At 49.3% G+C, this 18400-nt stretch carries 20 protein-coding genes and 5 tRNA genes; 21 read left to right on the top strand and 4 right to left on the bottom strand.

Features of this window, described 5'->3' with window-relative positions; translation table 11 throughout:
* The first annotated feature begins 17 nt into the window (after positions 1-17).
* The 8 genes from B9D94_RS04980 (at position 18) to B9D94_RS05010 (ending at position 8244) form a co-directional block, all read left to right on the top strand.
* Positions 18-518, top strand: a complete 501-nt coding sequence (locus tag B9D94_RS04980) for a winged helix-turn-helix domain-containing protein (protein ID WP_006212393.1) — start codon at positions 18-20, stop codon at positions 516-518.
* Positions 519-576: 58 nt separating this feature from the next.
* Positions 577-1905, top strand: coding sequence for an MFS transporter (locus B9D94_RS04985; protein WP_148246548.1), 1329 nt, complete (start codon positions 577-579; stop codon positions 1903-1905).
* Between the two features lie 232 nt (positions 1906-2137).
* Entirely contained in the window at positions 2138-3250 is a 1113-nt protein-coding gene (locus B9D94_RS04990; protein WP_148246549.1) for a LolA family protein, read from the top strand.
* A gap of 24 nt (positions 3251-3274) precedes the next feature.
* Complete coding sequence (locus B9D94_RS30880; protein WP_160164035.1) at positions 3275-3424, top strand: hypothetical protein; 150 nt, start codon at positions 3275-3277, stop codon at positions 3422-3424.
* A gap of 96 nt (positions 3425-3520) precedes the next feature.
* Entirely contained in the window at positions 3521-4708 is a 1188-nt protein-coding gene (gene alr, locus B9D94_RS04995) for an alanine racemase (RefSeq protein WP_148246550.1), read from the top strand.
* Between the two features lie 226 nt (positions 4709-4934).
* The gene (locus B9D94_RS05000; protein WP_028406492.1) at positions 4935-5216 is read left to right on the top strand and encodes a CopG family ribbon-helix-helix protein; all 282 of its coding nucleotides are present in this window, start codon (positions 4935-4937) and stop codon (positions 5214-5216) included.
* A 3-nt stretch (positions 5217-5219) separates the two neighbouring features.
* Positions 5220-5570 (top strand): type II toxin-antitoxin system PemK/MazF family toxin, encoded by a 351-nt coding sequence (locus tag B9D94_RS05005; protein WP_006212388.1) that lies wholly within the window; start codon positions 5220-5222, stop codon positions 5568-5570.
* A gap of 538 nt (positions 5571-6108) precedes the next feature.
* Entirely contained in the window at positions 6109-8244 is a 2136-nt protein-coding gene (locus tag B9D94_RS05010; protein WP_197477180.1) for a Tex family protein, read from the top strand.
* 189 nt (positions 8245-8433) lie between these two features.
* Here the strand turns inward: B9D94_RS05010 and B9D94_RS05015 are convergent, their stop codons facing one another.
* Entirely contained in the window at positions 8434-8877 is a 444-nt protein-coding gene (locus B9D94_RS05015; RefSeq protein ID WP_148246551.1) for a GNAT family N-acetyltransferase, read from the bottom strand.
* A 61-nt stretch (positions 8878-8938) separates the two neighbouring features.
* Positions 8939-9499, bottom strand: coding sequence for a CGNR zinc finger domain-containing protein (locus B9D94_RS05020; RefSeq protein WP_040681006.1), 561 nt, complete (start codon positions 9497-9499; stop codon positions 8939-8941).
* Positions 9500-9645: 146 nt separating this feature from the next.
* Here B9D94_RS05020 and B9D94_RS05025 point away from each other — a divergent pair, with 146 nt between their 5' ends.
* Positions 9646-10116, top strand: coding sequence for a DinB family protein (locus tag B9D94_RS05025; protein WP_148246552.1), 471 nt, complete (start codon positions 9646-9648; stop codon positions 10114-10116).
* 107 nt (positions 10117-10223) lie between these two features.
* On the opposite strand, the gene cmpA is transcribed toward B9D94_RS05025, so the two are convergent.
* Positions 10224-10355, bottom strand: a complete 132-nt coding sequence (gene cmpA, locus B9D94_RS05030; RefSeq protein WP_006212382.1) for a cortex morphogenetic protein CmpA — start codon at positions 10353-10355, stop codon at positions 10224-10226.
* Between the two features lie 83 nt (positions 10356-10438).
* Entirely contained in the window at positions 10439-10786 is a 348-nt protein-coding gene (locus tag B9D94_RS05035; RefSeq protein ID WP_006212381.1) for a hypothetical protein, read from the bottom strand.
* A 103-nt stretch (positions 10787-10889) separates the two neighbouring features.
* Between B9D94_RS05035 and B9D94_RS05040 the strand changes: the two genes are divergently transcribed.
* From B9D94_RS05040 to B9D94_RS05095, 12 genes are all read left to right on the top strand, one after another.
* The gene (locus B9D94_RS05040; RefSeq protein ID WP_148246553.1) at positions 10890-11387 is read left to right on the top strand and encodes a SprT family protein; all 498 of its coding nucleotides are present in this window, start codon (positions 10890-10892) and stop codon (positions 11385-11387) included.
* A gap of 26 nt (positions 11388-11413) precedes the next feature.
* Positions 11414-11489: transfer RNA gene (locus B9D94_RS05045), tRNA-Asn, on the top strand.
* Between the two features lie 3 nt (positions 11490-11492).
* Positions 11493-11581 (top strand) — tRNA-Ser (locus B9D94_RS05050).
* A gap of 178 nt (positions 11582-11759) precedes the next feature.
* Positions 11760-12053: a Type 1 glutamine amidotransferase-like domain-containing protein gene (locus tag B9D94_RS05055; protein WP_367613822.1), complete on the top strand. Its 294-nt coding sequence runs from the start codon at positions 11760-11762 to the stop codon at positions 12051-12053.
* Positions 12054-12169: 116 nt separating this feature from the next.
* A tRNA-Glu gene (locus B9D94_RS05060) sits at positions 12170-12244 on the top strand.
* 148 nt (positions 12245-12392) lie between these two features.
* Positions 12393-12468 (top strand) — tRNA-Lys (locus tag B9D94_RS05065).
* Positions 12469-12507: 39 nt separating this feature from the next.
* Positions 12508-12590 (top strand) — tRNA-Leu (locus B9D94_RS05070).
* A 191-nt stretch (positions 12591-12781) separates the two neighbouring features.
* A complete protein-coding gene (locus tag B9D94_RS05075; RefSeq protein ID WP_148246555.1) occupies positions 12782-13252 on the top strand; it encodes a KGG domain-containing protein in 471 nt (156 codons plus the stop codon).
* 272 nt (positions 13253-13524) lie between these two features.
* The gene (locus B9D94_RS05080; RefSeq protein WP_148246556.1) at positions 13525-15192 is read left to right on the top strand and encodes an AraC family transcriptional regulator; all 1668 of its coding nucleotides are present in this window, start codon (positions 13525-13527) and stop codon (positions 15190-15192) included.
* 117 nt (positions 15193-15309) lie between these two features.
* Positions 15310-16329 (top strand): ABC transporter substrate-binding protein, encoded by a 1020-nt coding sequence (locus B9D94_RS05085; RefSeq protein WP_148246557.1) that lies wholly within the window; start codon positions 15310-15312, stop codon positions 16327-16329.
* A gap of 38 nt (positions 16330-16367) precedes the next feature.
* A complete protein-coding gene (locus tag B9D94_RS05090; protein ID WP_036642584.1) occupies positions 16368-17375 on the top strand; it encodes a FecCD family ABC transporter permease in 1008 nt (335 codons plus the stop codon).
* Entirely contained in the window at positions 17368-18387 is a 1020-nt protein-coding gene (locus tag B9D94_RS05095; protein ID WP_006212374.1) for a FecCD family ABC transporter permease, read from the top strand. The genes B9D94_RS05090 and B9D94_RS05095 overlap by 8 nt, the downstream gene beginning before the upstream one ends.
* The last annotated feature ends 13 nt before the right edge of the window (positions 18388-18400 follow it).

Below are 18400 nucleotides of genomic sequence, written 5' to 3' on the forward strand. Positions count from 1 at the left end.
ATGGAGTGCTGGCAAACATGGATCAAGATCATAATCAGAGCATTGAGATATCGGTGGAACAAGCCAAGCTGCTCGGCAGTGCACAACGCGTGAAGATTCTCGGAACCATGCTGGATACGGCCAAAACCGCCAAGCAAGTAGCGGACGAATTGGGAGAATCGCCAGGGAGCATTCACTATCATATTCAGAAGTTATACGACGGCGGATTAATAGATTTGGTGGAGACCCGGACTGTCGGCGGCATTGTAGAGAAATATTATAAATCCAAAGCCAAGTGGTTTAACACCAAGGGAACGCAAATGATGGACCCCGTCCTTGCCGACGATTATGCGGCGGCGACCCGAACCAGGATAAGCCTGAGGCTGCAGCTGAACGGCGATCAATATCAAGAGATGACTACGGAATTCAAGGAACTGCTCGAGAAATGGGTGAACAAAACCATCGCGACGAAATCAAGCGACAGTCAGGAATTTGCAATCGGAATCAATGTGATTTCAACGGAGCTCGAAGATAAATAGAGGCCAACACGGCCTCTACCAGGCTTAACTATTAAACTTCGAAATGGAGAGAAGCTGAATGGAAATTTTCAAGAACCGAAATTTTGTGCTGCTGTTTATCGGCCGGATTTTAACGAATATTGGTGACAGTTTATATGCGGTTGCAGCGATGTGGCTGGTCTATGACCTCGGCGGTTCAACCTTGTATACCGGAATTGCCGGCTTCCTGTCCATCCTGCCGCGAATCATTCAGATTCTGTCCGGTCCGATGATTGATCGTGTTCCCTTACGTGGACTGCTGGTAAACACCCAGCTGGTTCAGGCCGTAATGTTATTGATCATACCGCTTGCGTTCTATTTTGACTTCTTGACGGTTGGTCTGGTCCTGACCATCACCCCGATTTTATCGACACTGAATATGTGGGTCTATCCGGCGCAAATGACGGCGCTGCCCCGTATTCTTGAGAAAAGACAGCTGACACAGGGCAATTCGTTGTTCTCGATTGCAAATCAGGGCATCGATGTTGCATGTAACGCCATCTCCGGCGTACTGATTGTGGTTTTAGGTGCAGTTTCACTCTACTTATGGAATTCGGCCGGATTTTTCATCGGTGCGCTGTTGTTCGCGCAATTGAAGATCAAGAAATCCACAAAAACTTCTGATAACAACGATAATAATATATCAGAGGCGAGTTCATCAAAATCTAAAAGTATTCGGAACACGATGGGAAGTTATTGGAGTGACATGAAGGAAGGGCTTCGCTACATGCTGGCAACGCCTCTTGCACGGATCCAAATCGGGATTATCGTCATTAATGCAGCAGGCGGGGCAACATTTACGGTCATGCCAGCATTTGCTGACAGTCTTGGTGGGGCCAGCATCTATGGAATGCTGCTTATGGCTTCGGCTTGCGGAAGCCTCCTGGGTGCCATATTGACGCCTTATATGAAGCTTGAGCGCTTACCGCTCGGCTATCTGTTTGCCGGTGCATTCTGTTTGTCCGGAGCTGCCTGGGGATTAAGCGTATTTACCCCATGGACCTGGCTTGTCGTTTTGGTGTACGGCTTGGCCTGGTTTCCTGGAGGCGTTACGAACGTCATCATTATTTCGGTCATCCAGAAGGCAATTCCCGAGAAGAGACTGGGAACCGTATTGGCGGCAGCCAGCGGAATCAGCGGGATTGCGATGCCGCTGGGAAGTTTGATCGGAGGAACCCTGGGTGTTGTGTTTGCTGGTTCAACTGTGATCGCCGGGTGTGGGGCTGCTGTCCTCGCTGTAGGTATATTCTGGATTTTTGATCCGATGACACGAGGCCTTCCATCTCCAGACCATGTGGATGAGGAATGGTTCGCGCCCTATACGAATGCTGTCCCTGATAAGTCTGTTGCTCTTCACTCAGCTCCTTAAGAGGGGATGCTCTGGATGACTTATGAGAGCAATCAAGATGTTTTAAGAAAATATGCCCTTATGGAATCAACGATCCGCTGAATCCGCCAGGGCTTTTTTTCTTGTCCCAGCCAATGAACCCCTTGCGAGGCCTGCCGTAACGGTGCTTGTCAGGCTAGTCTGCATAATGTGACCAAGTCCCTCATAGACATGTATCAATCAAGTCAAAACAAGTGTTGAAGGGGATGATGACATGCGCCGGATTTCATGGGTGCTGCTCGCGGTAGTATTATGCTTAACAACAATACTGGCGGGATGCGGGAAGAAAAATGCGGACAGCGTTGTGAAGGATCTGGGCAAGGTGGCTGATAAGCTGGAAAGTGCCAAGGGTGCTTACCAGGGAGCGGGCGTTATGACCATACATACCGGTTCGGCGCCGCAGGAGTACCAGGTGGAGGTATGGTATCAGTCACCATCTTACTACCGGATCAGCTTAACGAATGGGCAAAAGGATATTACGCAAATCGTGCTTCGTAATGATGATGGTGTGTTCGTCCTGACGCCAAGCCTGAACAAGAGCTTCCGCTTCAAGAGCGACTGGCCGGATAATCAGGGACAGGTATATCTGTATCAGACGCTGCTGGGCAGCATTCTGAGCGACAATACCCGTCAGTTTGCCGAGGATAAGGATAGCTACGTGTTCGATGTGGCGGCGAACTACCACAGCCATTCCCTGATTCGTCAGAAGATATGGCTCGCCAAGGACAATTACACTCCGAAACAGGTACAAGTATCGGATTCGGAAGCTAATGTCGTGGTTGAGGTTAAATTCAATACCTTTACATTTGACACCAATCTGACGAAGGAATCGTTTGATACCAACAAGAATCTGAGCGCAATGAGTGATGCGAAGGGAACGCTTGCGGAAGTGGACGAGAATGGAGTGCCGGTGGCTTCCGGAGCAGATGGCGATGGGGCCCAGGGAACAGATGGTTTGACGCCAACGGCCTCCGGCGGCGACATGGGATCGTTCGGCATTATTTATCCGGAGTATCTTCCTGCCGGGGTTACCAATAAGGACACCATGGAGGTTGCAGAGAGCAAGGATCATGCGGTCATCCTGAAGTATGACGGCGTGTACCAATACACGATTATGGAATCCAGACCGGTGGATCGTGCGGTTTCCCTCGTACCGGGCGAAGCGATTTACATCGACTTCACAACGGTAGGGCTGCTCACTGGCGATCAGCAAAGAACGCTGACCTGGAATACAGAAGGAGTCGAATACCGAATCACCAGCGCAAATCTTCCTGTGAGTGAAATGGTGAAAGTCGCTGCTTCCATGCAGGGAGAATCGGGTAAATAATACAAAGTAGGCGGATACCAAGCATTGAAGGAGGGCAAAATTCCGACAATGGGGCCATTCGCCTATTTTCCAAATAAAGGCAATCCGTCAGGGGTTCTGCCTGCATTTCTTGCAGATATTCCGATGTTTCACCAAGTTTCGTCACTACAAGGGTACCGCGAGCTTCAGAAATAAGCAGTTTGGCTCAATTGACAGTTGCTCGCGGGAACATTACCATTAATCTAATGTAAACCTAATGCTTTTTTCAAAATGGTAAGAAGGTGACTGGAATTGCAAGCGATATATCGACCTACCCTGGCGGAAATCAACCTGGACCATCTGCGCGCTAACTATAACGCTTTTCGTGAGGCGCTGCCCAAGCACATGGAGTTGCTTGCGTGTGTGAAGGCTAACGCGTATGGTCACGGAGCTGTAGAAGTGGGACGCGAACTTCAGCAACTGGGAGCGGCTTACTTAAGCGTAGCTTTCCTTGATGAGGCGCTCGAGCTTCGGCAAGGAGGCATTTCTATTCCGATCCTGGTGCTCGGTTATACACCACCGGAGGCGGTAGAGACCGCTTATGAGTATGATGTAACCATAACCCTGTTCAGTTCGGAAGTGCTCAAAGCGATAAAGGCACTGCCGGTCAAGCCGGAGAAGCCACTTAAGGTACACATCAAGATTGACAGCGGAATGGGTCGTTTGGGCCTGCTTCCTGGTGAAGATGCTCTTACTTTTATAGAAGAAGCATGTTCACTGCCGCAGGTTGTTGTCGAAGGAATGTTTACCCATTTTGCAAGAGCGGATGAACACAACAAAGACTATACATTGGAACAGTACCGCCGTTTTCAGGGCGTAGCGGACGCTCTTCGGGATAAGGGCTACCATATCCCGATCATACATACGGGTAACAGCGCTGCTGCCATCGATACACCCGAATTATCTTATAATATGGTTCGTATTGGCATTAGCCTGTATGGATTGTATCCTTCGGATGAGGTGAATCGGAAGGCAGTGAGCCTCCGCCCTGTCATGACGTTAAAGACCAAGCTTGTCTACGTCAAAAATCTGCCTCCGCATTCCGGCATCAGTTACGGGTCGAAATATGTAACAGAGCAGGAAGAGAGAATTGGAACCCTTCCTATCGGTTACGCCGACGGTTTCTCACGTATGCTGAGCGGTAAAGCGGAAGTGCTGATACGCGGCCGCCGCGCCCCTGTAATCGGAAATATCTGTATGGACCAATGTATGGTATCGCTCAAACCTTTCGCCGAGGAGGCGGAACAAATTAAAGCTGGTGAAGAGGTTGTACTCATCGGCCAGCAATCTGGCGAATGCATCACGGCAGATGAGCTGGCAGCCAAGCTGGGAACGATCCACTACGAGGTCGTCTGCATGATTGCCCACCGGGTACCACGTCAGTATATACGCGACGATATACCCGTTAAGACGGTAAATGCACTCTGGAATCACCTTTAAAGGCCTTTCGTGTCCCAAGTAATTTATTCAGGAAAGAAGGAATACGTACAGACACCCTCGAAATAGGAATATGTCGCTAAAGTCTGTACGAAAGTGTCGATTGTAGTTTATAATGATATGCAGCATACTTGATATACCTTCGGCATATATATTCTTTTGTATAAATTTCCTTGAATAATGTAATACTGGTGCACAGGGCGAGAAGGTTGTGGGGGTGTGATAGAAGGTGGCCAATATGCAGAACACCAAACGAATCATGATCAGTTTGCCGGATCATCTTTTGCAGGAAGTGGACGGGATCGCTCAGCTGGAAAATTCCAACCGCAGTGAGCTTATTAGGCAGGCCATGAAGTTGTACCTGAATGAACGGAAGAAACGTTACATTCGTGAATCCATGCAGCGAGGTTATATGGAAATGGCCAAAATTAACCTGACCATGGCTTCTGAGGCGTTTCACGCGGAGGAAGATGCAGACAACACTCTAGACCGCTTAGTAAGCGGGGTGTAGACAGTGATCGTTAAACGGGGCGACGTATTTTTTGCGGATTTATCACCCGTTGTCGGTTCGGAGCAGGGCGGCGTAAGGCCGGTTCTTGTGATCCAGAACGATATCGGCAACCGGTTTAGTCCGACTGTGATTGTTGCAGCCATTACGGCACAGATTCAAAAAGCCAAGCTGCCGACTCACGTCGAAATCGACGCGGCGTCGCATGGATTTGATCGGGATTCCGTCATTTTGCTAGAGCAGATCCGGACGATTGATAAGCAGCGGCTAACTGACAAAATCACCCATCTTGATGATGAAATGATGAGCAAGGTGGATGATTCCCTGCAAATAAGTCTGGGCTTGATTGATTTTTAATTCAATCCAAGCGTTGCATGTTCCACATAGAACGATGGCCATAAAAACCCTCAAGGACGAACTCCTTGAGGGTTTTTACGTAGATGGCCGCACTGCCATCTGCCTGCGATGCGCATGAGAAGCTGGGAGCACGCTTCTTATTGAAGATTCGTATTTAGGTGTTAGTTGGGATGAGAATGTAGGCCGTGGTGACCGCGACTGCAATAAACAGGAGGCAGGCAACGGACCAGGCAATGGCTTGTTTGTCATTCATCTAAGGTGACCCCCTGATCATCATGAAGGTGTGGATATCCGGCAGCAGCATTTTCTTACTATTAAGAATATAAAGCGAATCTTAAAATGAGATGAAATCGACATTAAAAACAGCTTAAACCCTTATGATGTAAGCTATGAGGTGGAAATGAGCGCTTAAGTTTGGGATAATAGGTAATATAGTTTCATTGAAGAAAGAGGGATATCATTGTCTGAATTAGAAGCTGTTGTGGAAGTAAATGAAGAACAGATTCGCAAGGAAGAATTAAAACGGATCGTCAAGCAAATGGCGAAAGAGCTTCAATTGTCCGAGAAACAGGTGCGTACGACCGTTGAGCTTCTGGATGAGGGCAATACCATACCGTTTATTGCACGTTATCGTAAGGAAATGACAGGCGAGCTGGATGAGAATCAATTACGTGACATTGAAGAGCGGACAAACTATTTGCGCAATTTGGAAGTCCGTAAGCGGGAAGTCATCCGCATCATAGAGGAGCAGGGCAAGCTGACGGAAGAGCTGAGGAAGTCGATCACGGCTGCTGTCAAGCTTCAGGAAGTAGAAGATTTATACCGTCCGTATAAGCAGAAGCGCAAGACACGGGCAAGCGTCGCGAAGGAAAAGGGGCTCGAGCCGCTGTCCGAGTGGATTTGGTCGCAGCCGAAGCAAGCCGATGTGATGCTTGAGGCCGTCAAGTATGTTGATGAAGAGAAGGGTGTGGCTTCGGCCGAAGAGGCAGTGCAAGGCGCGATGGATATTTTGGCTGAAAATATAGCCGACGATGCAACCGTTCGTTCCTGGGTGCGCAGATTCAGTATGGACCATGGCATATTGACTTCAGAGGCGAAGGATACCGAGGCAGAATCCGTGTATGAGAACTATTACAACTACCGGGAACTGGCGAAGAAAATGCCACCACACCGGATTTTGGCCATTAACCGCGGGGAGCGCGAGAACATTCTGAAGGTGGGGCTTGAGGTTCCTTCCGAATCCATTCATGGGTACATCGGCAAACAGGTGCTTAAGGGCCCGTCATCCGTATCGGATATTCTTACCGCGGTGATCGAGGATTCGTACAAGCGACTCATCGCACCATCCATTGAACGGGAGGTTCGGGGCGAGCTTACGGAAAAAGGGGAGAATCAGGCGATCTCTATTTTTGCAGGGAACCTGCGCAGCTTGCTGCTGCAGCCACCGGTGAAGGGACGCTGTGTATTGGGTGTCGATCCGGCCTATCGCACCGGCTGCAAGCTTGCTGTGGTTGATGACACGGGCAAGCTGCTTGAAGTAGCGGTAACGTACCCGACGCCGCCAGCGAACAAGAGGCAGGAGGCTGCTGCGAAATTCAAACAGCTGATTGCGAAATACGGGATCAAGCTCATTGTCATTGGCAACGGGACGGCGTCCCGTGAGACGGAGCAATTTGTAGCAGAAGAGATTATTGCGGAAATCGCTGACCCTGAGCTTGCTTACCTCATCGTTAATGAAGCCGGAGCAAGTGTGTACTCTGCCTCCAAGCTGGCACAGGAAGAATTCCCGGATCTGGATGTAGCCGAGCGCAGCGCGGCTTCAATTGCGCGCAGGGTACAAGATCCGCTTGCCGAGCTGGTGAAGATCGATCCGAAATCGATCGGCGTGGGTCAATATCAGCATGATGTAACCCAGAAGCATCTGGAGGAAAGCCTGAAAGCTGTCGTGGAGTCTGCGGTTAACCATGTCGGAGTTGACGTGAATACCGCATCGCCATCCCTGCTTTCGTACGTGGCAGGGATCAACGCAACCATTGCCAAGAATATCGTGAAATATCGGGAGGAGAACGGGAAGTTTGTAAGCCGCAAGCAGCTGCAAAAGGTTCCGCGGCTAGGCGCCAAGACGTTTGAGCAGTGCGTGGGCTTTATGCGGATTTCGGAAGGGGAGAACGTTCTGGACCGTACGCCGATTCACCCGGAATCATATGCGGTCGTTGACCGTTTGTTCCAGGAGCTTCAGGTAGGGCTGGACAAGCTCGGAAGCAAGGAGCTGGCTGAGCTGCTGGATGCGCAGCAGCCGGAGAACCTCGCGGTGAAGCTGGAGGTTGGCGTGCCAACGCTGCGTGATATTCTGGACAGCTTGCAGCGTCCGGGACGCGATCCGCGTGAGGAACTGCCGCTGCCAATCTTCCGTCAGGACGTACTGAAGATCGAAGATCTTCTGCCGGGAATGGAGCTTCAGGGAACGGTGCGCAATGTTATCGACTTTGGTGCTTTTGTTGATATCGGCATCAAGAGCGACGGTCTAGTGCATATTTCCCAGCTGAGTGATGGATTTGTGAAACATCCGATGGATGTTGTCTCCGTCGGAGATAACGTTACAGTATGGGTGCTGAACGTGGATTTGAAGAAAGGCCGCGTCGGTTTGACGATGCGTAAGCCAAAGGACCAGTAACAGGATCCCATATTAGTTCAACACCTGGCCGACAGCAATCCAAGCAATCCCCGGATCGAACGAACCTTACGCAATGGCGTATAAAATGATGAAAGAGCCGTATCTCCCATTGGGAGTTACGGCTCTTATTCGTTCTACTGCTTGTGAAGCTCAGACAGCGGCATACCGCTGCTTTTTATTACCCAGAGCTTACCCGTCATGGGTCAGCTTTAGAAGCAGGACGTTTTTATCGTATGTTTTGAGGCACCAGTGATATTTTTCTAAAATCCGGGGATTGGCATTGGAGGCAGGGGCATCGAATGCATGAAAGCCGAATTTCTCATAGAAATGCTGCAACTCTTCAAACGGAATGCAATACACCGTCTTGAGGTTCTGTCTTTTCGATTCTTCTACCAGGTATGAAACGAGCTCTTGTGCAAGGAATTGTCCTCGAAATGCATCCAGTATATAAATGCCGCCCATCTCAGCCTCATGCGCATTCAACATAACCAGTCTGCCAACACCGGCATAGTGGCCTTGAGACATAACGATGGCAATGATTTCATTCTGTAGCTTGCTTGGCATAAATCCGATTTGTTCATACTGCCGGTTAACCCAAGCTAATTCTGCTTCAGTAACCCTCTTTATAATCATGATTTTTACCTCCAACCCATTTAAATATAAGAAACGATCTACTGAGCGCCCTAACCCTAGCTTAGTTCTCGATATCGGCTTGCTGCTTTTTCTTCGCCCGAAACCGTCTCACTTTCATGAGGTTGCCACAGGCCTTGTCATCACAGTATCGCTTGGAGCGGTTGCGCGTATCGTCGTAATACACCCACAGACAATCCGGGTTGGTGCAGATGCGGAATCGAGCCAGCTCGCCTTGTTCCAAGGTTTGCGCAAAAGAACCCGCTATCTCCGCGGAAAACGTCTGAAGATCCGGAGTTACAGGGGTGTAGGTCAGCACGAATTTCTGGTCCCCCTGCATCCCAAGCTGGCGCACGACTGGCCCTGCGGCCATCCAGCGGTTCAATTCCTCCAATTGCTGGCGGGAAGGGGGTTCTCCCGCAACGATGTGCTGCACGCATTTTCGGAGGAAGGAGCGAAGCTGTTTTAACAGATCCAGTTCATCCGTTTTTAATGGCAGGGTCATTTGAAGATGATATTCGTCTATAAAATCGGTGAGCCAATCCTCACGATAAAGTCTGTCCTCTGACCGGCCGCTACCTCTCCAGTCATGCCATTCACTGTTCAGAAAATCATCCCACAACATGAAACTCATCCTTTCTCATTCCATTATTGTAACAAGTAAAAATTTATGTTGCTAGTTACTTGTAATGGAGGTGGCAGTATGTTAGTTTATGTGTAACGATCTATTTTATTTAAGGTGGTTACATATTAAAATGGAGGCGATCGAATATGAACATGCGAGAATTGTTGTTACTTTACTGGGATAACGTTATGGAGCAGGAGGACTGGTATCCGCCGATTCTTCCTGCGCTGAAGGATGTGACGGCTGAGCAGGCTCTTTGGAAACCGGAGGGGGAGGCCGCGAATTCCATTTGGGAGAACGTGCAGCATTTGCTGTATTATAAGCAGCGGCTGCTCGCAAGATTGGAAGGGACACCCCTTAGTAACGAAGGAATCGGCAATGACGAGACCTTTCTCATACACGATCCAAGCCAGCAGGCGTGGGAAACAGCTCAGGAGCAGCTGAAGGAAGTTCATACTGTGCTAAGACAAAAAATAGAGCAGATGCCGGAAGAAGAGATCACCGAATCTCCACAGCGGATAGCCAGCTTAATTACGCATGATGCATACCATACGGGACAAATTATTTTTCTGCGGAAGCTGCAAGGCTCCTGGCCGGCTAAGCGCAGCTTTCTGTAAGTTGCAGTAGATCGTGCTCCCCTTCAGCTATCATGATAAAATACACACAAAAATAAGCCGGACAGCAGTCCGGCTTATTGTCATACTTATGGATCGGTTGCAGCGCCCTATCGGGCATTCGAATTCTCTTCGCCCGGTGAATTCCGGTAAAAGTACCAGCACTCGTTCAGCAGCTTGATCTGACGTCTGTCCTTTTTACGGAAAGCACGTATTAATTGATTGCAGAGCCATTGCGGCAAGGGTATCTCCTCCTCTTGCTAATTCCATCTGTATGGATAGCATATGGGGAAAAAGCCCAAAGCGTGCAGGTCTACCTCGATTATTACGCCTCTTCCTCGTACCACTGCTCAAGCTGGGCTTGAAGAGCCCGAATCTCGGTTAGCAGCGAGATGAGTGGATACTCTGTTTCGTTAAGGGAAGCAAAAGCCTGCTCAAGCTCATTTATGTAGTCCAGACCACCTTGAATGCTCAGCGATTCCTGCAGCAGATCAAGATTGTCGCATTCAGCTACAGCAAGAGGCAGCTGAGGTTTGCCTGGAGCGGTGAGTTTATCGATTTCCTTGTTAAGGCGTAAATTCAGAGCACTGAGCTGGTAAGCGTGGTCACCAGGCATTTCGACGAACTGCAGCCCCTCGTGTCCCTTTAATATAACGTAACGCATGTTCGGCATGATTGCAGGTTCTCCCTCCATACTTTCTACTTGACAGTGTAGCCCAGAGAGAAGTTAAAATTCAAGTAGCATTTATAAGGTAAAGGAAGGATCAGATATTGTTATGATGAACGAGATGAGCAATGAAGAACTGCAGGCTTGGGTTGAGAAAATTTCGCTGGAGAGCTTCCGGGTTCCGTTCAGGCATCAGGCGACCTTTAACCCGCGTTTGTCCTCAACGGGCGGCCGGTATTTTATGAAGAGCCATCATATCGAGATCAATCCGCATCAGCTTGCTACGCACGGCAGGGAAGAGGTCGAGAAGATTATTAAGCATGAGCTGTGCCATTACCATTTGCATATTGCAGGGAGGGGGTATCAGCATCGGGATGCCGATTTCAAAAAATTGCTGCAAGCCGTTGGAGGAAGCCGATTCTGCAAATCTTTGCCGAAGGGCAGGGCAACGGGCCGCCAGCCGGAACCTTACCGCTATATGCTGCGCTGCAGCGCCTGCGGGACCGAGTATTTGCGGAAACGGAAGATGAACCCGGCCCGGTACAGGTGCGGAAAGTGCAGCGGACGTCTTACGCTTCTATCGCTTGACTCCCCTAAGAAGTCATGATAAATTATTAGTATTCTATTTAATGTTCCCTGATAGCTCAGTTGGTAGAGCACTCGACTGTTAATCGAGTTGTCACAGGTTCGAGTCCTGTTCGGGGAGCCATATGGAGAGATACCCAAGTGGCTATAAGGGGACCCTCTGCTAAGGGGTTAGACTGCGTAAGTGGTGCGAGGGTTCGAATCCCTCTCTCTCCGTTTAGCGTTACACCGAAGAAAGCTCCCATCACAAAGTGATTGGGGGCTTTTTTTTGCAAAGGGATGAGAACCCTGGATAGGGTTCGTCGGAGCATAAGCAGCGTTAGGCATACTTCGCAGTCTCGGTGTTTTATTAACGGGGTTAAGCGCTGGCTCCATATGCTGGTTTGAAGAAGGGATTACAGATCCGCTGAACGCACCCTTGTACAAGCTTGAGGGGTTGGGTATGCTGAGGGGAAGCCATTGCCCTCACTATGATGGCGAGAGTAAGAGAAGGCCGTCGTACCATAATCTTGTACTTAATGGTGAGGCGCAATCCGGATATGCTGCCGATGATGGGGCTGCTTTGCATTTTATAGATGAACAGCTGCATAAGATCGTAAGCTCGAGAGTGGACGCTCATGCATACCATGTGCAGGGTGTGGGAAATATCGTCACAGAAACGCAGCTAGCGGCTGGTTTCTTGGGCTGATTATGGGCCGAAAAAACACTGAAAATAAATATTAAAATTTACGAAAAAAAAAGCTTGCCAGCATTTTTAAATTTATGCTATACTCAATCTTGTCGTCACGGCGACGTGGTTAAAGTGGCCCGTTGGTCAAGGGGTTAAGACACCTCCCTTTCACGGAGGTAACAGGGGTTCGAATCCCCTACGGGTCACCACTTTCTTATATAACCTCAGGGATGAGAACCCCGTCGATTCGTCGGAGCAAGATCTTCGTTAGGATAAGCATCGCAGTCTCGAACGAAGAGAGGTTATTCCCTACAGGTCACCATTTTTCTTATATGGCAGCTGCAAGATTGTCATCGAGAGCCATTAGCTCAGTTGGTAGAGCACCTGACTTTTAATCAGGGTGTCGAAGGTTCGAGTCCTTCATGGCTCACCATTTTTTATTTAGTAACGAATGGATGTACCCTTATATTATGCGGTAGTGGTGGAATGGCAGACACGCTATCTTGAGGGGGTAGTGGGTGTATACCCGTGGAGGTTCGAGTCCTCTCTACCGCATACAGATTTTGATAAAAAGTCCCGCACTTTGTGCGGGGCTTTTTTTTCGTGTATATCAATACTTTGTGCAGGATGACCTTGATGCAAACTTGCGCATTTATGCAAAATTTATGTTTCATCGCCGTTCACAAGGTTAATATGATACCGTGGACGAGCAACAACTTCCAATAACCTATAAGGAGTGATTCAGAATGGCTAAGAACAACAACAATGGAAAGATGAGCCGTGAAGAAGCAGGACGTTTAGGTGGAGAAGCTACTGCGAACAACCATAACAAAGAATTTTATCAAGAGATTGGACGAAAGGGCGGGGAGGCAACCTCTCGTGCTCATGATAGAGATTTCTACCAGGAAATCGGCAGGAAAGGCGGAGAATCTACGTCTAATTCGCATAATCAGGAGTTTTATCAGGAGATCGGTCAGAAGGGCGGAGAAGCTACTTCGGATACCCATGGCAAGGACTTCTATAAGGATATCGGACGCAAAGGCGGAGAGTCAACCTCAAGCTCACATGGACGCGAGTTCTATCAAGAAATCGGCCAGATGGGTGGAGAATCGAGAAATCAGAACCATACCGAAGATGCCAAGATGAGCCGCGAAGAGGCAGGCCGCAAGGGCGGCGAGGCCCGGGCTCGCAACCGGCAGCGCCTTCGGCGGAATTAACCCTGAATATGCGGGCCTAGGAAGAGGCTCCTCGTGGAGGGGAAGGAAAATATCGCATTCTAAAGACCCACCTGTATGTACCTTCATTAGATATATCCCATTTGAAGAAGCAGTCATGACTCCCTGTGGAGGCAAGGCTGCTTTTTTATGTTGGGTCTATACTTGTGACAATTCTGAAAAGAGGATGGTCCCACTGGACATTTGACACGGTGTGTGATAATTATATGATAATGATAACCATTCTCATTAATTAAGGTTGGGATCTAGTATATATGTTAAATCTGATGAGCAATAGCAGTGATAAGAATGATCCGAAAGAATACGGCGGGCTGATGGCCCGTTTATGGAATATCGATATCGTTCATGGACACAGCTTGTCCCTTGACCAACAGCTGACCGTACAGTCGGCCCTGATCGTCCCCCTTAGCGGGGAGGCCTCTTTGCAGCAGGCAGAACAAATCACCCGCATGAATAAGGGGTGTGTTTATTTTTGTGCGGCGGGATCCACGTTTGGTATTATGAGCGACGATCATCGAAGTGTGGAGGAACAAGAGTTGACGGCGGTTGCGATCCTTCATTTTGGTTTTTATGAAGGCGAGTTGGGCTGTGGTCGATTCCATGAGGTGGACGACGCAGCTTTCATGCCCTATGACGGCATATTCGTTGTCAGCTCCCCTGACCGCTTGAATCTTGTCTGCCGCACGATGCACAAGGAATTTCACAGCAAGGACCCCCTAAAACAGTGGAGGGTACAGATTGATTTTCAAGAGCTGTTATATACAATGGTCGCTGGATGCGGTCCATACGCCAAGAACGACAAGAGACAAGCGCTGGAGCGGGTGAAGGAGTATATTGAAGAACATTATAATGAAGATTTAACGATCGAAGAACTAGCCGGCCTGTCCGAGCTGAGTCCTAAATATTTTGTAGAGGTGTATAAGAAGACGTATGGTCATAGCGCGATGGACTATTTGGCGAATGTGCGCTTAAACAAGGCGAAGCAGCTGATGCTGGGTTCGGATTCTTTGCTGCGGGAAGTTGCGCATATGGTGGGATACAAGGATGAGTTTTATTTTAGCCGCAAGTTTAAGAAGGCATTTGGAATCTCTCCCTCGGTGTATATGAAGACAAGGAAAAACAAAATGGCCCTGTATGGTTCAACTACCCTATTGGGCTATGTCATGCCGCTGGATTTCACGCCATATGCAGCTCCGCTTCATCCCAAGTGGTCGCAACACTATTATAATGTTCTCGGTCCGGATATTCCGGTGCATCTCGATGCGTACCGTCAGAATCATAATAAATATGCGAATCTGGAGAAGCTTGCTTCGGCGCGTCCGGAGCTTATTGTTTGTGCATACGGAATAGAAGAATGGGAGAAGGACCAGCTTCGGCTGATCGCCCCTCTCTACGAGATGCCGGGAGAGCATGAGGGATGGCAGAGCAATCTGCTTGGGTTGGCGGAAGTGCTGGACAAGCTGCCGGAGGCGGAGCAGTGGATTGAAGGGTTTCATCGGAAAATATCGTCCTACCGCGAGAAGCTCCCCCCTGGCAGGATGGGACAGCGGACCCTTTTGACCGCACGCCTGCATCAGGATGAGCTGATGAGTTACAGTCATCCGGGCATGAAGGAATTATTATATGATGATTTTAATTTCCAGCCCGCGCTGTCTTTGGATTTCGAGAACGGCAGGGGGCTGACGATGGAGCAGATCAAAGAGAGCTGCGCAGGGCATATTCTGCTTCTGATTCGTCAGGATTCCGAGACACTGGCCCATTGGAGAAGATTGCAGGCTACGCCGGAATGGATGACGCTCCCAGCAGTGAGAGAGGGATCATTCCATCAATTATCCTCTTATCCTTGGCGCGAGTACTCGCCCATCGCGATGGAGCATATGGCTGAGGAGGCCTTCCGGTTGTTTTCCGGAAAATGTCCATGATGAATCCGGTTATTTGTCCATGGTGAAAAAAGGGCAAATCCTATACCATAATCAATAATGATAATCATTATCAATTATTGAGTGATCATTGATCATGGAAGGGGTAAATGGAGAGAGATGAAGAGAATGAAATGGGTCTTAGGGCTGTTGGTGGTATTCACTTTGGTGTTATCCGCTTGTGGAGAGGGCAACGAAGTTAAGGATACGGACGCAGCAAGCACGAACGGTGCGGCAGAAACGAGCAAACCCGCGGAGGAGAGCACTTCGAATGAAGAAGCGAAAACCGCTGAGTCAGATACAAAGGTTGTGAAATACCTCGATCAGGAATACACACTTCCGGCAAAAACGGATCGTATTGTCATCACCGGTGCGGTTGAAGCGATGGAGGACGCCATTGTACTGGATGTAAATCCGGTTGGAGCCATCACCTTCTCAGGCAAATTCCCGCCGATGTTTGAGTCGATTACGAAGGAAGCCACGTCGGTCGGTGAGAAAATGGAGCCGAATTTTGAATCGATTCTGTCTCTGAAGCCTGATGTCATTTTGGGATCGTCCAAAGCCAAACCTGAAGTTATTGAACAGTTGAACAAAATTGCGCCTACGATTCCATACTCCCATGTGTCAACCAACTGGGAAAGCAACTTGAAACTGCTTGGCGAGTTAAGCGGTAAGCAGGAGCAGGCTGAGCAGGAAATAGCCAAATATAAAGAAGATTTGGAAGAAGTCAAAACTACCCTTGGAGATAGCCTGAAGGACAAGAAGGTTCTGGCGATTCGTATTCGTGCAGGCGAGATGTACATATACCCAGCCGGCGTATTCTTTAACCCGGTGTTGTATGAGGATTTGGGGATTGCAGTACCAGCAGAAGTAGCGGCAGCCAAGGCACAGGAATTGATCTCAAAAGAGAAAATTGCGGAGATGAATCCGGATTATGTATTCGTACAGTTCTCACCAGATGAGAACAAGGATACACCCAATGCACTGGAAGAGCTGCAGAATGATCCAATCATGAAGAACCTGAACGCATTCAAGAACGGCACCGCATTTGTCAATGTGGTCGATCCGCTTGCTCAAGGCGGAACAGCATACAGCAAAATTATGTTCCTGAAAGCTGCAGTCGAGAATCTGACTAAGTAAATAAAAGTTCCAGTATAAACGTATAAGGCGTGTTGTTCATGGGGTTCAAAAAATCACTGCCGGCTGTCATCCTTGTGATGGCCCCGGCAGTCTGTTTATTACTCATAGCGGCCTCCATCCTGTATGGGGCCAAGAATATTACGATGGATACCGTCTGGGATTCCATCTTTGCTTTTGACTCGGAGAGTGTTGATCATCAGATTATTATGAGCTCCCGAATGCCAAGGGTAGTAGGCGCGATGCTCATCGGTGCCTTCCTCGCGGTTTCAGGAGCTTTAATGCAGGGCATGACGCGGAACTATCTGGCTTCACCATCCATTATGGGGGTGTCTGACGGTTCTGTGTTTGCCGTCACGCTGTTTATGGTATTTATCCCGAATGCCAGCTCCAATATGTACATCGTCAGTTCATTGATCGGTTCGGCCATCGGGGCTGCCGTTGTGTTCGGATTGGCGTGGCTCATACCGAATGGGCTCAGTCCGGTTCGGCTGGCTATACTCGGTACCGTGATCGGTACGTTTCTTAGCGGGACTGCAGAGGCGATAGCCGCCTATTTTCAAATCTCGCAAAATATCAGCTTCTGGTACAATGCCCGGCTGCATGCAATGGACCCTGAGCTGATCAAGCTGAGCATTCCTTTTGCTATCGTTGGTCTATGCCTTGCCATCGTATTGTCCAAATCGATCACACTCCTGTCGCTTGGAGATGAGACGGCCAAGGGGCTTGGTGTGAATACATGGCTGATCAAAGCCCTCGCGATGCTGGCGGTTGTTATTCTGACAGGCGTGTCGGTGGCGCTGGCGGGCAAGGTTGCCTTTGTGGGCTTGATTATCCCTCATATAGCCCGGTTCCTGTCAGGTTCCGATTATCGATGGATTGTACCCGTCTCGGGAGTATTAGGCGGCATGTTTCTTGCGTTATGTGATATTCTTGCGCGCTTTGTGAATTTCCCGTTTGAAACGCCGGTCGGTGTCATTACATCATTAATCGGGGTTCCTTTCTTCCTGTATCTGATCAAGACGAGGGGAGGGGCGCAGCGTGCGTAACACATATTATCGATTCCCACTTGTGGTTGCTGGAGGAATTGCTATTGTCTTGACGGCGATATACTTCAGTTTGACGAACGGAACCTTTGACATGTCGATTAAGGAAGTATTCCAGACGCTGCTCCGGTTGAATCCCAATTCGGACTTCGATCTCGTTGTGTTTGAATTCCGTCTTCCGCGCATTGTACTTGGTGCACTCGTAGGATTTGCGCTGGGCATGGCCGGGGCCGTTATTCAGGGCGTAACGCGTAATGGACTTGCAGACCCGGGCATTCTCGGCATCAATGCCGGCGCAGGCATGGCGGTTGTTCTGTTCATGTTCTTACTGCAGGGGCAGATCACGATGTCAGGCTGGCTTGGGGTTATGATGATGCCCATGTTTGGCGTTGCAGGCGGGTTAGCAGCGACAACGGCCATATTCATGTTTGCCAGAGAAGGCGGGAAGCTGGACCCGCAGCGGCTTATCCTGGTGGGTATTGCGATTGCTTCCGGTTTTGGGGCCATAACGATGTTCTTCTCTCTCAAAATGAACCCGTCGGATTACGAGATGGCCGTAGCTTGGCTGGCCGGCAGCCTTCACAGTGCCAATTGGAAGTTCGTGGTCACTATGCTGCCTTGGCTCATTATTTTGCCGCCTGTTATATGGTTCCGCTCACAGGTACTCGACTTGTTCCAGCTTAGTGAAGAAAGCGTGAAGAGTGTAGGGGTATCTGTCGAACGTGAGAAAAATATTTTGCTGCTGTGCAGCATCGGCTTGATCAGCGCGAGTGTTGCCGTGTCCGGCAGCATTGGATTTGTCGGTCTGATCGCTCCGCATCTGGCCAGACAGCTGGTGGGACTGCGGCACAGGCATATCATACCTGTCAGCGGCATAGCCGGGATGGCGATTGTTGTCATCGGCGATTTCATCGGCCGAACGATATTTGCTCCGGCCGAATTGGCTGCAGGGATTGTGGTGTCTGTGATCGGAGTGCCTTATTTCATCTATCTATTGATTCGCATGAGAAAATAAAAGAAGCTTTCGG

It is taken from the genome of Paenibacillus sp. Cedars (assembly GCF_003184205.1).
Taxonomy (GTDB): domain Bacteria; phylum Bacillota; class Bacilli; order Paenibacillales; family Paenibacillaceae; genus Paenibacillus_AQ; species Paenibacillus_AQ glucanolyticus.

Excerpts from the sequence above, each read along its gene's own strand:
- B9D94_RS05040 (WP_148246553.1), top strand. The coding sequence starts at position 10,890 with ATGATGAACGAGATGAGCAATGAAGAACTGCAGGCTTGGGTTGAGAAA.
- B9D94_RS05015 (WP_148246551.1), bottom strand. The coding sequence starts at position 8,877 with ATGATTATAAAGAGGGTTACTGAAGCAGAATTAGCTTGGGTTAACCGG.
- B9D94_RS05035 (WP_006212381.1), bottom strand. The coding sequence starts at position 10,786 with ATGCCGAACATGCGTTACGTTATATTAAAGGGACACGAGGGGCTGCAG.
- B9D94_RS05010 (WP_197477180.1), top strand. The coding sequence starts at position 6,109 with ATGGCGAAAGAGCTTCAATTGTCCGAGAAACAGGTGCGTACGACCGTT.
- B9D94_RS04990 (WP_148246549.1), top strand. The coding sequence starts at position 2,138 with ATGCGCCGGATTTCATGGGTGCTGCTCGCGGTAGTATTATGCTTAACA.
- B9D94_RS05090 (WP_036642584.1), top strand. The coding sequence starts at position 16,368 with ATGGGGTTCAAAAAATCACTGCCGGCTGTCATCCTTGTGATGGCCCCG.
- B9D94_RS05025 (WP_148246552.1), top strand. The coding sequence starts at position 9,646 with ATGAACATGCGAGAATTGTTGTTACTTTACTGGGATAACGTTATGGAG.
- B9D94_RS05080 (WP_148246556.1), top strand. The coding sequence starts at position 13,525 with ATGTTAAATCTGATGAGCAATAGCAGTGATAAGAATGATCCGAAAGAA.
- B9D94_RS05075 (WP_148246555.1), top strand. The coding sequence starts at position 12,782 with ATGGCTAAGAACAACAACAATGGAAAGATGAGCCGTGAAGAAGCAGGA.
- B9D94_RS05020 (WP_040681006.1), bottom strand. The coding sequence starts at position 9,499 with ATGTTGTGGGATGATTTTCTGAACAGTGAATGGCATGACTGGAGAGGT.
- B9D94_RS04980 (WP_006212393.1), top strand. The coding sequence starts at position 18 with ATGGATCAAGATCATAATCAGAGCATTGAGATATCGGTGGAACAAGCC.
- B9D94_RS04985 (WP_148246548.1), top strand. The coding sequence starts at position 577 with ATGGAAATTTTCAAGAACCGAAATTTTGTGCTGCTGTTTATCGGCCGG.
- B9D94_RS05085 (WP_148246557.1), top strand. The coding sequence starts at position 15,310 with ATGAAGAGAATGAAATGGGTCTTAGGGCTGTTGGTGGTATTCACTTTG.